The organism is Micromonospora sp. WMMD1120, from assembly GCF_029626235.1.
GTDB lineage: Bacteria > Actinomycetota > Actinomycetes > Mycobacteriales > Micromonosporaceae > Micromonospora.
Genome location: NZ_JARUBO010000005.1, coordinates 4,572,430 through 4,588,092, shown reverse-complemented (window position 1 = coordinate 4,588,092; position 15,663 = coordinate 4,572,430). Strand labels below are relative to the sequence as shown.

At 74.2% G+C, this 15,663-nt stretch carries 12 protein-coding genes; 2 read left to right on the top strand and 10 right to left on the bottom strand.

Translation table 11 applies throughout. The features are described from left to right. Window positions 1-23: 23 nt before the first annotated feature. Window positions 24-1,139 (bottom strand): alanine dehydrogenase, encoded by a 1,116-nt coding sequence (ald, locus tag O7634_RS21430; RefSeq protein WP_278151895.1) that lies wholly within the window; start codon window positions 1,137-1,139, stop codon window positions 24-26. Window positions 1,140-1,407: 268 nt separating this feature from the next. On the opposite strand from ald, the gene O7634_RS21425 reads away from it, so the two are divergent. Continuing rightward, the gene (locus O7634_RS21425) at window positions 1,408-1,710 is read left to right on the top strand and encodes a TM2 domain-containing protein (protein ID WP_347404277.1); all 303 of its coding nucleotides are present in this window, start codon (window positions 1,408-1,410) and stop codon (window positions 1,708-1,710) included. A gap of 85 nt (window positions 1,711-1,795) precedes the next feature. On the opposite strand, the gene O7634_RS21420 is transcribed toward O7634_RS21425, so the two are convergent. The 9 genes from O7634_RS21420 to recN form a co-directional block, all read right to left on the bottom strand. Then, window positions 1,796-2,395 (bottom strand): NUDIX hydrolase, encoded by a 600-nt coding sequence (locus tag O7634_RS21420; protein ID WP_278151893.1) that lies wholly within the window; start codon window positions 2,393-2,395, stop codon window positions 1,796-1,798. Continuing rightward, a complete protein-coding gene (locus O7634_RS21415) occupies window positions 2,392-4,137 on the bottom strand; it encodes a CTP synthase (protein ID WP_278151892.1) in 1,746 nt (581 codons plus the stop codon). The genes O7634_RS21420 and O7634_RS21415 overlap by 4 nt, the downstream gene beginning before the upstream one ends. A 197-nt stretch (window positions 4,138-4,334) precedes the next feature. After that, a complete protein-coding gene (locus tag O7634_RS21410) occupies window positions 4,335-6,734 on the bottom strand; it encodes a hypothetical protein (RefSeq protein WP_278151889.1) in 2,400 nt (799 codons plus the stop codon). Next, entirely contained in the window at window positions 6,734-7,939 is a 1,206-nt protein-coding gene (locus O7634_RS21405; protein ID WP_278151888.1) for a glycosyltransferase family 4 protein, read from the bottom strand. The genes O7634_RS21410 and O7634_RS21405 overlap by 1 nt, the downstream gene beginning before the upstream one ends. Further along, window positions 7,936-9,612: a lipid II flippase MurJ gene (locus O7634_RS21400; protein WP_278151887.1), complete on the bottom strand. Its 1,677-nt coding sequence runs from the start codon at window positions 9,610-9,612 to the stop codon at window positions 7,936-7,938. The genes O7634_RS21405 and O7634_RS21400 overlap by 4 nt, the downstream gene beginning before the upstream one ends. A 1-nt stretch (window position 9,613) precedes the next feature. Next, the gene (locus O7634_RS21395) at window positions 9,614-10,480 is read right to left on the bottom strand and encodes a hypothetical protein (RefSeq protein ID WP_278151886.1); all 867 of its coding nucleotides are present in this window, start codon (window positions 10,478-10,480) and stop codon (window positions 9,614-9,616) included. 43 nt (window positions 10,481-10,523) lie between these two features. Further along, window positions 10,524-11,465, bottom strand: coding sequence for a copper transporter (locus O7634_RS21390; protein ID WP_278151885.1), 942 nt, complete (start codon window positions 11,463-11,465; stop codon window positions 10,524-10,526). 27 nt (window positions 11,466-11,492) lie between these two features. Next, entirely contained in the window at window positions 11,493-12,671 is a 1,179-nt protein-coding gene (gene steA, locus O7634_RS21385; RefSeq protein ID WP_278151884.1) for a putative cytokinetic ring protein SteA, read from the bottom strand. A 119-nt stretch (window positions 12,672-12,790) separates the two neighbouring features. Next, window positions 12,791-14,548, bottom strand: coding sequence for a DNA repair protein RecN (gene recN / locus O7634_RS21380; protein ID WP_278151883.1), 1,758 nt, complete (start codon window positions 14,546-14,548; stop codon window positions 12,791-12,793). An 89-nt stretch (window positions 14,549-14,637) separates the two neighbouring features. On the opposite strand from recN, the gene O7634_RS21375 reads away from it, so the two are divergent. Further along, window positions 14,638-15,657: a helix-turn-helix domain-containing protein gene (locus O7634_RS21375; protein WP_278151881.1), complete on the top strand. Its 1,020-nt coding sequence runs from the start codon at window positions 14,638-14,640 to the stop codon at window positions 15,655-15,657. Window positions 15,658-15,663: the final 6 nt, after the last annotated feature.

The following is a 15,663-nucleotide window of genomic DNA, read 5'->3' as shown; positions in this document are numbered from 1 at the left end:
CCGCCGTTCAGCCCGCCACCGCGTCAGGCCAGGGCGTCGGCCAGCGGGAGGACGGCCATGCCGTGCGCCTCGGCGACCGGGCCGTAGGTGACCTGACCGTCGTGGGTGTTCAGGCCCAGCGCCAGCGCCGGGTCGTTGCGCAGCGCCTCGCGCCAGCCCTGGTTCGCCAGTTCCAGGGCGTACGGCAGGGTGACGTTGGTCAGCGCGTAGGTGCTGGTGTTCGGCACCGCGCCGGGCATGTTCGCCACGCAGTAGAAGATCGAGTCGTGCACCTTGTAGACCGGGTCGGCGTGCGTGGTGGGACGCGAGTCCTCGAAGCAGCCGCCCTGGTCGATGGCGATGTCGACGAGCACGCTGCCCGGCTTCATCCGGGACACCAGCTCGTTGGAGATCAGCTTCGGGGCCTTCGCGCCGGGCACCAGCACCGCGCCGATGACCAGGTCGGCGTCGAGCACGGCCCGCTCGACCTCGTACGCGTTGGAGGCGACGGTCTGCAGGTGCCCCCGGTAGATCGCGTCGGCCTGCCGCAGCCGGGCGACGTTCTTGTCCAGCAGCAGCACCTCGGACTGCAGACCCAACGCGATGGCGGCGGCGTTCAGGCCGGAGACGCCGGCGCCGATGACCACGGTCTTGGCCGCGTACACGCCGGAGACGCCGCCGGGCAGCACCCCGCGCCCACCGCCGGTACGCATCATGTAGAAGGCGCCCACCTGCGGGGCGAGCCGGCCGGCCACCTCGGACATCGGGGCGAGCAGCGGCAGCGACCTGTCCGGCAGCTCGACGGTCTCGTACGCGATGCCCGTGACCTTCCGGTCGAGCAGCGCGTCGGTGCACTCCTTGGAGGCGGCCAGGTGCAGGTAGGTGAAGAGCACCTGCCCCTCGCGCATGCGGTGGTACTCCTCGGCGACCGGCTCCTTGACCTTGAGCACCAGCTCGGCGGTCTCCCACACCTCGTCGGCGGTGGCCAGGATCGTCGCGCCGGCGGCGGCGAACTCCTCGTCGGTGATGCTGGAGCCGACCCCGGCGCCGGCCTCGACGAACACCTGGTGACCGAAGCGGGTGAACTCGTTGACGCCGGCGGGCGTGATCGCCACCCGGTACTCGTGGTTCTTGACCTCGCGGGGGATTCCGACCTTCACGTTGCAGACACCTCTCCTCGGGGCTGCGCTCCCCCGACTGCGCGGCGCCGCGGCTGGCCCCGTTGCCACCGCGGTCCACCGGTCCCGACGGCGGCAGTCTAGGCGCGCTGCGCGCCGCCGCGAGCCAGCACAGTGGCATCCGGTGCCGGGGTGTCCTGACGATGTGTCAGGTGTGCCGCCCCGTTTCGCTCGCGTGACGCCACCTCAGCCGACAGGACAGTGTTCGGCCCTCATCGTCCCATCTGGCGGGTGGCGGTGCGGACAGCTGATGAGTCGATCACTAGTGTGTCCGCCCATGACCACTCCTCCTTACCAGCCCGGGTACCCCCAGCCGGGGTACCCGCAGGGCGTTTCCGACAAGAGCAAGATCGTCGCGGGCGTCCTCGGCATCCTGCTGGGCACCTTCGGTGCCGGTCGGTTCTACACCGGACACACCAAGATCGCCGTTCTCCAGCTCGTGGTGAGCCTGGTGACCTGCGGCCTCGGCGGCTTCTGGGGCCTGATCGACGGCATTCTCATCCTGGTCAACGGCGGTACGGACGCGCAGGGCCGTCCGCTGCGCGACTCCTGAGCCGGCACCACGACGAGGGGCCCCGCGGCTGACCGCGGGGCCCCTCTCGTCGTACTCCCGAACCGGCCTGGACCGGCGGCGGCGCTCAGCGCGGCAGCGGCGCCTGCGCCCGGCGCAGCGCCGCGAAACCGGTGTCCCGGGCGTGGGCCGTGGCCAGCAGCCCGGCCACCGCGGACGCGTTGGTGATCTCCCCGGCCAGGACCATCGCGACCGCCTCGTCCAGGTCGATGCGCACGACCTGGAGGTCGGCCTCCTCGTCGCGGCGCTCGTGCCGCTCGTCGGCCGGCACGTCGGCGAGGTCCCGGGCCAGGAACACCCGGACGATCTCGTTGGTGAAGCCCGGCGAGCTGTGCAGGTCGACGAGCACGTCGACGCGCGCGGCGGTCAGGTCGGCCTCCTCGGCCAACTCGCGCAGCGCCGCCGCCGGCAACTCCTCGCCGGAGACGTCCATCAGCCCGGCCGGCAGCTCCCACAGGTGCCGACCGACCGGATGCCGGTACTGGCGGATCAGCACCACCTGACCGGCGTCGTCGAGCGCCACCACGGCCACCGCCCCGACGTGCCGGACCAGGTCGCGCAGCCCGGTGCCGCCGCCCGGCATGGTCACCTCCTCGGTGACCACGTCGAAGATCCGCCCCCGGTAGCGCTCCTCGCGGGAGCGGACCTCGTAGCGGTGGTCGGTCACGCCGACGCCTTCGTGGCGGCGCCGTTGCGGGCGGCCTTGCGCGACGTCGGGGCCTCCGTCGCCGCGTCCAGGTCGACCGGGAGCTGGTCGGCCTGGGAGTACGCCACAGCGGCCTTGACGAACGAGGCGAACAGCGGGTGCGGGCGGGTCGGGCGGCTCTTCAGCTCCGGGTGCGCCTGGGTGGCCACGAAGAACGGGTGCAGACTGCGGTCCAGCTCGATGAACTCGACCAGCCGGCCGTCCGGCGAGGTGCCGGAGAAGCGCAGACCGGCCTTGGTCAGCGCGTCCCGGTAGGCGTTGTTCACCTCGTAGCGGTGCCGGTGCCGCTCGCTGATCTCGGTGCTGCCGTACGCCTCGGCGACGATCGAGCCCTCGGTCAGCGTCGCCGGGTACGCCCCGAGCCGCATGGTGCCGCCCAGGTCACCCCGGCCGGCCACGATGTCCTCCTGGTCGGCCATGGTGGCGATCACCGGGTGGATGGCCTGCTCGTCGAACTCCAGCGAGTTCGCGCCGTCCAGGCCGGCCAGGTGCCGGGCCACCTCGATGGTCATGCACTGCAGGCCGAGGCAGAGGCCGAGCAGCGGGATGCCGTTCTCGCGGGCGTACCGGGCGGTGCCGATCTTGCCCTCGATCCCGCGCACGCCGAACCCGCCCGGGATGAGGATGCCGTCCACGCCGGCCAGCGACGCCGCCGCCCCGGCCGGGGTGACGCACTCGTCGCTGGGCACCCACTTGAGCTGCACCCGGGCCCGGTGGCCGAAGCCCGCCGCCCGGATCGCCTCGCTGACCGACAGGTACGCGTCGGGCAGGTCGACGTACTTGCCGACCACGGCGACGGTGACCGTGTGCCGGGGCCGGTGCACCCGCTCCAGCAGGTCGTCCCAGCTGGTCCAGTCCACGTCCCGGAAGGACAGCCCGAGCCGGCGCACCACGTACGCGTCGAGCCCCTCACGGTGCAGCACCTTCGGGATGTCGTAGATGCTCGGGGCGTCCGGCGCGGCCACCACCGCCTCGCGGTCGACGTCGCAGTAGAGCGACAGCTTCTCCTTGAGCTTCTCCGGGATCTCCCGGTCGCAGCGCAGCACGATCGCGTCCGGCTGGATACCGATGTTGCGCAGCTGCGCCACCGAGTGCTGGGTCGGCTTGGTCTTCAGCTCACCCGACGGCGCCAGGTACGGCACCAGCGACACGTGCAGGTAGAAGCAGTTGTCCCGGCCCAGGTCGTGACGGACCTGACGGATCGCCTCCAGGAACGGCAGCGACTCGATGTCGCCCACGGTGCCGCCGACCTCGGTGATCACCACGTCCGGGAGCTGGCCGTCCTCGTCCGGGTCGGCCATCGCCAAGATCCGCGACTTGATCTCGTTGGTGATGTGCGGGATGACCTGGACGGTGTCGCCCAGGTATTCACCGCGCCGCTCCTTGGCGATCACGTCGGAGTAGATCTGCCCGGTGGTGACGTTCGCCTTGCCGGACAGCGCCCGGTCGAGGAAACGCTCGTAGTGCCCCACGTCGAGGTCGGTCTCCGCGCCGTCCTCGGTGACGAAGACCTCACCGTGCTGGAACGGGTTCATCGTCCCCGGGTCGACGTTCAGGTAGGGGTCGAGCTTCTGCATCACCACGCGCAGCCCGCGCGCGGTCAGCAGGTTGCCGAGGCTGGAGGCGGTGAGGCCCTTACCCAGCGAGGAGGCGACGCCCCCGGTGACGAAAATATGCCTGGTCGTCCGTGCTGATGGGGCCAAGGCCTGCTCCCGTGTCGTCTGTCGCGGTCATGCAGACCGCCGTGCTTGATCAGCAGAGTGATCACGCGATCCACGGGATTCGACGGTAACACCTCCCGGGCGGGTACCCGCAGGCCGCACCCCGGCGGCGACACCTCCGGGCATCGGGACGAGGCCCGGCCGCGACACCCGCGGGACATCCGGACGACGCCCGACGCTCAGGAGGTGGCAACCTCCGTCGATGACCGGGAGACCTGCCGGGGCGGCGCCGGCGTGGACGGCGTCGGCCCGTCGGTGTCCCCGCTGTCGTCGGGGTCGTCGGCGTCCTCCGGCCGGGACCGCACCCCGGCGGGGGACGCTCCGGCCGGCCCCCCGGTGGCGGGCGGGCCACTGATCGGACGCGGATGCCCGGCGCCCAGCGGCCCGCCACCACCGCTCGGGCCGTCACCGCCCCGGGCCGGTCCCACCCCGCCGGGCCCCGTTTCGTCGTCGGCGCCGCTGCCGAGGACACGACCCGGGACCGGGCGGGTGCGGTCGGCGGCGTGCCCGAGCACCCGCAGCGACGCCAGGACCGCCATCGGCACCACCAGCGCGGCCGCGGCGCCCAGCACGTCCAGCGCCGCGCCGTCGAGGACCCCGCCGAGCACCGCGGCGACCACGGTACCGCCGAACGCGGCCCGCACCGCCGGGTAGATGCCGAACAGGCGCATCAGCCCGCCCCACGGCTGCAACAGGGCGAACCACACCAGCAACCCACCGGCCAGCGCCAGCACCGTCAGCGGACTGTTCACGAGCGTCTCGAAGTTCTCCGCGCTGGAGCGGTGCACGGTGAACCCGCCGGTGCCGTCGCCGAGCGCGGAGAGGAAACGACCCAGGCTGCCCCGCTCCGCCGGCGGACGGCGCAGCTCCACCACGGCGAACCCGGTGCCGACCGCCAACGCGGCCATCGTCGCCCAGGCCAACCGGCTGATCGTCAACCAGCCGCCGGCGCTGATCACCGCGGCGACGCTCACCCCGGCGGTGAGCGCTATCGCGCCGACCGGGTCGGCGCCCAGGTACGGGCTGCCGACCACCACCACGGCGAGGCCACCCACCGCCACCATCACCGCCGGCCGCCAGCTCCGGTGCACCCGCTGGGCCAGCCACCCTCCGCTGAGCAGCGCGCCGGCCAGGAACACCCCCAGCCCCACGGTGCTCAGCCCGGCGTACCGGCCGCCCTGCAACGCGGAGTACCCGACCACCCCGTTGAGTTGCAGCCGGGCACCGGTGAGCACGTCCAGCCCGACGACGAGCGTGGTGAGACCGGCCACCGCGCCGAGCGGGCCGAGGGTGCCCGCGTACCCGGGCGCGAGGCGCACCGCCACGGTGCCGGCGAGCACCAGCACGGCGGTGACCCCGGCGAAGGTCCACCCCGGGTACGCGCCCCGCCACCAGGGCACCGCGTCGGCCAGCAGCGCCGCCGGGACCGTCAACGCCGCCGCCACCAGCAGCAGCTCCACCACCGCCGCGACCCGCCTACCGATCGTGGTCGGGCCGTCCGGGCCGGCGTGCGGGCGGGCCCGGCGCAGCAGCGGCAGGATCGCGACCGCCAGCAGCACCTGCGCGCCGGCGAGCAGCGCGAAGAACGTGCCGGAGACGGTCCGCTGGGCGGCCGCCTCCCGGTCGGCGCTCGCCGGGGCGTCGATCGCCTCGGCCAGGTCCGCCGGGCGGCCACCGACGCTGGTCGCCGGACGACCCAGGAACAGCCGCTCCGGCATCGGGCGGCCCAACGCCGCCAGGGCGGTCGGCGCGAGGTCGACAAGTTGCAGGTAGCCGTCGCGGCCGGTGCTGGCCGAGGTGAGCCACCCGCGCTCCCAGCCCGGCCCGTCGGCGACCGCCACGTGCAGCCGCGACGGCTGGGCGGTGTCGGAGACCCCGGCGACCAGCACCAACGATCGCGGCGGCCGGGCCGCGAGGACCCGCGCCAGCGCGGCGTCCGCCTCCCGGGCCTCCTCGGCCCGGGTCGCCGGATCGTCCCCCCGCACGGTGCCCAGGTCGACGATGCTCAGCACGCAGGAGCCCAGCAGCGCCCGGGGGTCGGCGGGCAGCGCCGGGGCGTACCTGTCGACACGGCCGAACGGCCGGGCGGCGGCCACCGCGGCGCCCTGGCCGATCGCGACCGAGCAGCGCACCGACTCCGACAGCGAACCCGGCACGGTGCCCCAGGGCAGCCGCTGCTGGTTGTGCTGGACCACGCTCTCCTGGTCGGGCAGGTTCGCGCCGATGCCGTCGGGTTGCTCCACCGCCACGCCGGCCACCGGGCAGCCCTCGGCCGAGCGGCTGCCGTTCCACGCGGCGAAGCTGCCCGCGCCCAGGGTCAACCAGCCGTCCACCGGGCAGGTGGGCCGGTGCGCGGAACGCACCGACAGCGAGCCGATCGACCCCTGCTGCGCCATCCGCCACAACGTCGGGGTGTGCTGCGGGTCGACGTCCTCCCAGCGCAGCCCCGCCACCCCGGCGAGAACCACGAAGTCGGCGGTGCGCTGCGGCGCCTGCCGCGGTGGGCGGGCGGCGAGCGCCGCGACACCCAGCGCCACCACGAGCAGCGTCAGCAGGGCGGGGGCGAGTCGGCGCAGCATCACCGGTGACCCGTTCTCGGGGCGTCGGCGTCCGGCGCGGACGCCGACCCGCCGGTGCCGGGCACGGACGTCGGATCGTCGGGGCGCGCGGCCAACTCGCCGTAGAGGTCGACCAGCGCGGCGACGGTGTCCGCCTCGGTCGGCCACGACGCCGCCCGCTCCGCGCCGCGCCGGCCCAGCTCGGCGCGGGCCGCCGGGTCGTCGAGCAAGGCGCGTACCGCCGCGTCGAGGGCGTCCACGTCGCCGGCCGGCACCAGCGCGGCGGCGTCACCGACCAGCTCGGGCAGTCCGCCGACGGCGGTGGCGACGAGCGGCACACCCGCGCGCAACGCCTCCTGGGCGAAGAGCTGCCGCGCCTCCCAGTCGCTGCTCACCACCGCCAGGTCGGCGCCGGCCAGCAGGTCGGCCACGTCGGTGCGGTGCCCGAGCAGGGTCACCGGGGCGCGGGCCGCCGACGTCCGCGCGGCCAGCGGCAGGTAGGCCGGCCCGCTGCCCGCGATCACCACGACCGGCGGCGGGGTACGCGTCCGCCACCGGGCCGCCGCGTCGATCAACACGTCGTAGCGCTTCTGCGGGTGCAGTCGACCCACCGAGACGATCAACGGCTGGTCGGGGCGTACGCCGAACTCGGCGCGTACCGCCGCCGCCCGCCGCCGCGGCGCGGGCAGCGTCGGCGCGGCGACCGGGGCGAGCCGGGCGTCGGCGGCGCCCACGGCGGCGGCCCGGTCCACCAGATCCGTCGAGGCGCCGAGCGCCACCCGCGCGCCGCGGGCCACCACCCGTTCGACCAGCCGGGACACCCCGCCGCGCAGGCCCCCGGCGAGCACCGCGTTGTGCCAGGTGACGACCAGCGGGGCGGGCGGACGGGCGAGCACGGCGACCAGCCCGGCCCGCAGGCCGTGCGCGTGCACCACGTCGAGGTGGGTGGCGGTGAGCGCCCGGCGCAGCGCGAGCACCGCGCGGGCGTCAGCCGGGGTCGGGCTGGCCGGGATCTCCACCGGCACGAACCGCGCACCGGCGGCGACGAAGTCGAACTGCTCCTGGGTGGCGGCGGGCCCGCAGACCAGCACCGTGACGCCGCCCTCGACGAGGCCACGGGCCACCGACCGGACGTGCTGGCCGACTCCACCGGTGCTGGACGCGAGCACCAACGCGACGGCGCCCGACCAGCCGGTCGGCCGCGCTGGCTCGATCTGCGCGCTCACTGGCCCACCGTCTCCTTCCCGTCGCCCCGCCCCGGGGCGTCCGCGCCCGGCGTCGGCGCGCCGCCGGACGGCCCTCGCCGGCCCAGCCTCCGGAGCACCCCGGCGAGCAGTGGTCGCACGTCCCGCCGGTCGACGAACCAGACCACGGCGAGGAACACGGCGCCAACCAGAACCCCGGACAGCATGCCCTGACCGAGTGCCGCGGCGATCGTCGGGGTGGGCCCGAGCCAGTGGGTGAGGCCGACCCCGGCGAGTGCGGCGAGGGCGCCGGCGAGACCACCGGCCAGTCCGGCCCGGCGCGCGCCGGCCAGCGCGGCGGAGCCGGCGCCGCGCCGCACCGCCGTGAGCAGCAGCGCCCCGAGCACCAGCATCCCGACCGAGTTCGCGGCGGTCACCGCGAGCACCCGGTCGGCCAGCGGGAGGAGGGCGCCGAGCACCAGGACGGCGACCGGCACCAGCAGGAAACCGACAGCGGTGGCGAGGGTGGCCGCCCGGGTCTCCCCCCGCGCGTACAGCGCCCGGGTGAGCACCGCGAAGAGGCCGTAGCCGACCAGGCCGGGGGCGTACCCGATGATCGCGGCGGCGGCCGTCGGCGCTGTCGACTCCGGGAAGAAGAAGTGCCCCACCGGAGCGGCGGTCCCGATCAACGCGGCCGTGCCGAGGCAGCTGAACAGCAGCACACCCCGCACGGCCGGGGCCAGCGTCGCCCGGTAGGTCGGCTCGTCACCGGCGGACCGCGCCGCCGCCAGGGTCGGGTAGGCGGCCACGGCCAGCGGCACCGCGAGCACCGCCCACGGCAACAGGTAGACCGTCTGCGCCAGGTTGTAGACACCCGGGTTGCTCCGCGCCCCGGCGGTGACCTGGTTCAGGCTGACGATCAGGGCGATCTGCTGGGTGGTGACGCTGACCGCGCCGGCCACCGCCAATCCGCCGACCCGGGCCCGCGCGTCGGCCGGGAACCCGAACCCGGGTCGCAGGCCCAGGCGCAGCGCGCGGACCGGGATCAGCAGCGACAACGACAGCACCACTACGCCAAGGGTGGTGCCGGCGGAGAGCAGCAGCTCACCGCCGGGGCTCACCCCGCCGACGGTGGCGTAGCGGCCCTGGGTCGCGGTGAAGCCCAGGTAGACGACGATGACGGTGAGGCTGGACAGCAGCGGGGCGAGCACCGGCCAGGCGAAGCGGCGGTGCGCCTGGAGCACCCCGGTCAGCACGATCCCGACCCCGTACAGCGGCAGTTGCGGCGCGAAGACCCGCAGCATCCGTACGCCGCTCTGCTGCTGGGCGGCGGTGAGGTGGTGCCCCAGGGCCTCGACCACCGGCCCGGCGCACAGCACCACGAGCACCGCGAGCGGCACCAGCAGGGCCAACGTCCAGGTCAGCAGCGCCCCGGTGGTCCGGGCCACCGCCGTCCGGTCGCCGACCGCGACGGCGCCGGCCAGCAGCGGTACGACGAGACTGGCCAACGCGCCACCGGCGACGATCTCGAAGATGAAGTTGGGTACCGCGTTGGCCACCACGTAGGCGCCACCGAGGTCGGTGGGCGCCAGGCTCCAGGTGAACGCGGCGGTACGGCCGAAACCGGCGAGTCGACTGGCCACGGTGAGCACGGCGATGAGCGCGGCTGCCCCGGCCAGCCGGCCGGCGCCGGCGAGAGGTGCCGGTCTGTTCACGTCAGTCGGCGCGCCGGCCCAGTGCGTCGAGCTCCCGCAGCCCCGGGGTCCGCCCGATCACCGCCGTGAAGCTGACCTTCTCGCTGGCGGCGGTCAGCCCGGCGAGGACGGCGAGCAGACCGGCCCGGCCGAGCGGGCCGGACCGGGCGGCCAGCGCGACACCCAGCAGCGCCCCGAGCGCGTTCGCGCCGCTGTCGCCGAGCATCACGTCCTCGGCCAGGTCGTCGCGGAGCAGCCCGGCGGCGGCCCCGGCGGCGCCCGCGGCGATCCCGCCGTGCGGGCCGCCGGCCAGCGGCGCGGCGAGCAGCAGCCCGGACTTGAGGGCGCGCCCCGGCCGCAGGTCGAGCAGGTTGAGCAGGTTGGCAGTGCCGGCGATCACCCCGGCGCCGAGCAGCACGTCGACACCACGACCGACAGTGCCGTGGCGCTGCCGGCGGGGATGCGCGGCGACCCGCGGATCGGCGGCGAGCAGCGCCGCGGCGCCCAACCCGGCGGCGCCCACCCCGACGATCTTGACCAGACCGGCGGTGATCCGCCCCTCCCGCAACGCCGCCAGGTGACCGGCGAAACCCTTCGCCGTCTTCTGCTCGGGCCGCGCGCCGACCACGTCGTCGTAGAGTCCGACGCCACCGGCGCCGAGACCGGCGACCATCGCGGCCGCGCCGGACGCGCCACTGGTGGCGCCGAACGCCCCGGCGGCGGCAGCGCCGGCGGCCAGCGCCGGCCCGGCCGCCAGGGTCACCGTGCGGCCCCGGAAGTTCGTGCGCCGCAACGCCGGCCCGGCCGGAGACGTCCGCGTCTCCCGCAGCGCGTAGCGGGCGGCGGCGGCACCGGCCCCGGCGATCAACAGCCGGCCCAGCATGCTCATGCCAGCACCTCGTCGGCTTCGGACACGGGGGTACGTCGTTCGCTCACTGGGGCAGTCTAGGCAGCAGGGACGCGGCGTTGTCGCCGACGCCGTACTGCCCGGCCTTCCTCTCGGTGAGTTGCTGCACCAGGGCGAGGCTGGTGACCAACTGCCCCTGCCCGGTGTTGGCGTTGTCGACGGTCGAGATGGTCTGGGCCAGCACCGGGTCACCCCGGACCACGGACACCAGGTTGCCGCCGACCGAGCCGTTGCCGGCCACCACGATCGAACCGGTCCGGTCGAACTGCTCGGCGATCTTCACGACCGACTCGTCGCGCTTCTCCGAGTCCTTGTCGACGTACGGCTGGCCGCTGACCACGACGACCGCCTCCGCCGAGCCGGTGACCTTGTTGTTGTCGGTGGTCAGATAACCGGCGTTGTTGTACGCGGCGAGCACCGCCCGCCGGTCGGCGTCGCTGACCGGCGCGGTGCCCTGCGCCCGGTCCAGCAGGACGCTGGCCAGCAGCGCGCTGGAGGTCTCCACGCCGTGCCCGTTGCCGGGCAGGCCGGTGGTCTGCGCGGTCGGGCGGGCCGCGGTGACCGCCAGCTCCAGCAGGTTGGTGTTGTTGTCCGGGTTGATGAACTTGTCCTGCAAATCGACGCGGCCGGTGATGGTGGCCCCGGCGAGCTGGAGCTTCTTGAGCACACCCTCGGTGTGGTCGCGCCCGTTGGGCAGGCTGAGCACCACGACCCGCCGCCCGGTGAGGGTGCCGGGCAGGACGACCTGCGACATCTCCTCGGCGAACTCCTCTTCCAGCCCGAGCTGCTTCTCCATGTTGCTGACCGTCTGGCGCCAGTGCTGGTTGTCCTTGCGCAGGCCGGTGACCTGGCCCTCGAGCGAGTCGGCGACCGGGCCGTTGAGGGCGGCGGTGCCGACCACCAGGCCGATCGCCAGCGCCAGGAAGACCGCGGTGAGGGACACCACGTGGTAGCGGAAGTTGATCACGCTTGCAGCCTCTTGATCGGTCGGGAACTAGAAAAGCCGGTAGAGCTGGAACACGAAATTGTCCCACCACTCGGCGACCACGCCCAGGTACGCCTTCCCCACTGTCGAGACGGCCACCGCGGACGCCATCGCCGCGATCGCCGACAGCACCAGCAGCAGCAACGACGAGCCGGAGATGCTCTGCCGGTAGAGCCGGCTCACCCCCTTGGCGTCGACGAGCTTGCCGCCGACCTTCAACCGGGTCAGGAACGTCGAGGCCATCCCACCGCGCCCCTTGTCCAGGAACTCGACGAGCGTGGCGTGGGTGCCGACAGCGACCAGCAGCGACGCGCCCTTCTCGTCGGCGAGCAGCATGGCCAGGTCCTCGCTCGTCGCCGCCGCCGGGAAGGTGATCGCCGGCACCCCGAGACCGTTGACGCGCGGCAGACCGGGCGCCCGGCCGTCCGGGTAGGCGTGCACGATCACCTCGGCGCCGCAGCGCAGCACGTCGTCGGTGACCGAATCCATGTCCCCGATGATCATGTCGGGGGTGTAGCCGGCCTCGACCAGCGCGTCCGCGCCACCGTCGACGCCGATGAGCACCGGCTTGAACTCCCTGATGTACGGGCGCAGCACGTCCAGGTCGGCCTTGTAGTCGTAACCGCGCACCACGATCAGGCAGTGCCGCCCCTGGATCTGGGTCTCGATGTCCGGCACGCCGACGCCGTCGAGCAGCAGGTCGCGCTCCTGGCGCAGGTAGTCCATCGTGTTGGCGGCGAACGCCTCCAACTGCACCGACAGGCCCTCCCGGGCGTCGGCCATGGCCTTGGCGACCGTCTCGGCGTCCTGCAGACTGCCGTGCGCGACCGGCTCGTCACCGGCGAAGACCGTGTTGCCCTCCAGGCGCACCTGGTCGCCCTCGCGGATCCGCTCGAAGACGCCCTCACCCAGGTCGTCGAGGAGCGGGATGCCGGCGGCGACCAACACCTCCGGCCCGAGGTTCGGGTAGCGGCCGGAGACCGAGGGCTTCGCGTTGAGGACCGCCGCGACACCGACAGCCACCAGCGAGTCGGCCGCGACCCGGTCCAGGTCGACGTGGTCGATGACCGCGATGTCACCCGGGCGCAGCCGACCGACCAGGCGTTTCGTCCGGCGATCCAGACGCGCGGTGCCGAGGACTCTGCCCGGTTCGGCGTTCCGGTTCCGGCGCAACGTGGGTAGACGCATCGTGACCATCCTGGCATGTGAGGCAGGCTTTTCTGTCGCGACATGCCTGAGCAGGGCCGCCTACCCAGGGAAGCACACGACGACACGGGGCGGTGTGCTTGCGCTCACAATACGGGGCGTCACAACCGCCTTTCCTTGGCGGCCACGGCCAGCAGCTCCTCGGCATGGGCGATACCCAGATCCGAATCGGGCAAACCCGCCAACATGCGGGCCAACTCCCGGGCGCGCTCGGTGTCCTCCACCACCCGCACCCCACTCGTCGTGACCGCGCCACCGGTGTCCTTCGCCACCACCAGGTGCCGGTCGGCGAACGCCGCCACCTGCGGCAGGTGCGTGACGACGAGCACCTGGTGGCTGCGGGCCAGCCGGGCGAGCCGCCGGCCGATCTCCACCGCCGCCTGCCCGCCGACACCCGCGTCGACCTCGTCGAAGACCAGCGTGGGCGGACCACCCGAGCCGGCGAAGACCACCTCGATGGCGAGCATCACCCGGGACAGCTCACCGCCGGAGGCGCCGCGCTGCAACGGCAGCGCCGGCGCGCCCGGGTGGGCCAGCAGCCGCAACTCCACCTCGTCACCACCATCCGGCGTGACGCCCACCTCGACCCCGTTGACGCTCAGGGTCGGCTCGGCGCGACCGGCCGGGCGCGGCAGCACCGCCACCTCGATCCGCGCGTGCGGCATGGCCAGACCGGCCAACTCCACCGTCACCTGGTCGGCGAACCGGACCGCCGCCTCCTGCCGGGACGTCGACACCCGCCCGGCCAGGTCGGCCACCTCGACCGCGAGCCGCTGCCCCTCCCGCTCCAACTCGTCCAGCAGGTCGTCGGAGGTGTCCAGGTCGGACAGTCGGGTGCGGGCCCGGTCGGCCCACGCGATCACCCCGTCGACGTCGTCGGCGTACTTGCGGGTCAACGCCCGCAACGCCGCCCGCCGCTCGTAGACCTGCTGCAGCCGGGCCGGGTCCGCGTCCAGCGCCGCCAGGTATGTCGACAACTCCGCCGACACGTCGGTGACCAGCGTCGCCGCCTCCTCCAGGCGTGCCGCCAACTCACCCAGCGCCGGGTCGGTGCCGGCCTGCGCCTCCAGGGTGCGGCGCGCGGTGCCGAGCAGCGCCGCCGCGTCCGGCGTCTCGTCGGTCGCCTCCACACCGCCGGCCACGCACTGCTGGGCGATCTGGGCCGCCGTCCGCAGGCCCTCGGCGTGCTCCAGGCGCTGCGCCTCGGTCTTCAGCTCGTCGTCCTCGCCGGGCTGCGGATCGACCCGGGTGATCTCGTCGAGGCCGAGCCGCAGCAGGTCGGCCTCCTGGTTGCGCTCGCGGGCGTTGCGCCGCCGGTCGGCGAGGTCGTCGACCACCCGCCGCCACCCCGCGTACGCCTCGCGCAGCGCGTCGAGCAGCTTCTCGTGCGCCGGGCCGGCGAACCGGTCCAACGCCGCCCGCTGCTCGGCGGGGCGCAGCAGCCGTAGCTGGTCGGACTGGCCGTGCACGGCGACCGCCTGCTCACCGACCTCGCTCAGCATCGACACCGGCATGCTCCGGCCGGCGACGTGCGCCCGTGAGCGCCCCTCCACCGTCACCGTGCGACTCAGCAGCACCGAGCCGTCCTCGTCGGGCTCACCACCGGCCTCGCTGATCCGCGCGTGCACCGCGTCGGCGACCCGCCCGTGCAGCCGCAACCGGCCCTCCACCACCGCCCGGCCCGGCTGGGCACGGACCCGCCCGGCGTCGGCCCGGCCGCCGAAGAGCAGGCCGAGGCCGGTCACCACCATCGTCTTACCCGCACCGGTCTCGCCGGTGATGACGTTCATCCCGCCGGTCAACGGCAGGGTGGTGTCCTCGATGACGCCCAGTCCGGTGATGCGCAGCTCGTCCAGCACAGCAACCGACAGTAGACGCGAGGCCCGACAGTTGACCAGCCGACGGGCCCCGGTGCGTCGCGCTCCCAGCCGACGTACAGTTCTGCCCCGTGTTGGACGTGATCGGCCTGACCTCGGCGGAGGAGGAGCTCTACCGCTGCCTGCTCCAGCTCACCACAGCTCGCGTCGACGAGCTGGCCCACCGCCTGCACCGGCCACGCGAGCAGGTCGTCGCCCAGGTCGAGGCGCTACGCGGCAAGGGCCTCGTGCAGCCCACCGACAACGACCCGGACGCCCCCCTGCGCCCGACCGCCCCGGACGTCGCCCTCGGCGGGACGCTGCTGCGCCACCAGGCAGACCTGGAGGCGGCCCGCCGCCGGGTCACCCAACTCGCCGAGGAGTACCGCACCGGCCTGCGCCGCCACCACGTCGACCACCTCGTCGAGGTGATCACCGGCGCCCGCGCGCTGCGCGAGCGTCTGCGCGATCTGCAGAATACGGCGCGCGACGAGGTGCTCTGGTTCTGCCGGGCCAACCCCCTGGCGATGGCCGGCCCGGAGAACGTCGAGGAGTTCGACGCGCTGGCCCGCGGGGTGAGCTACCGGGCCATCTACGAACGGGACCTGCTGCTCGAACCGGGCGCGCTGGCCGACCTGGCCAAGGGCGTCGCCGCCGGCGAGCAGGCCCGCGTGCTGGACCGGCTGCCGGTCCGACTGGCCATCGTGGACGCGCGCACCGCCATCTGCCCGCTGGTGCCCGACCGTGACGGCGGCGAACCGAGCGCCGCCGTGATCGGCCGCAGTCAACTGCTCGACGCGCTGCTCGCGCTCTTCGAGAGCCACTGGCGGGTGGCCACCCGGCTCCGCCTCGACGACCCGCTCACCGCGCCGACACCCGAGGGACGCCGCCCGGACCCCGCGGAGCAGTCGGGCGACGGCTACCAACCCGACGCCGACGAGGCCCGACTGCTGTCGCTGTTCGTGGCCGGCGTACCGGACAAGTCCATCGCCTCCCAGCTCGGGGTGAGCCGGCGGACCGTGCAGCGGCGCATCGCCGACCTGATGGCCGCCGCCGGCGTCGACACCCGACCCGGCCTGGCGTTCCAGGTCGCCCGACGCGGCTGGCTCTGACGCGGG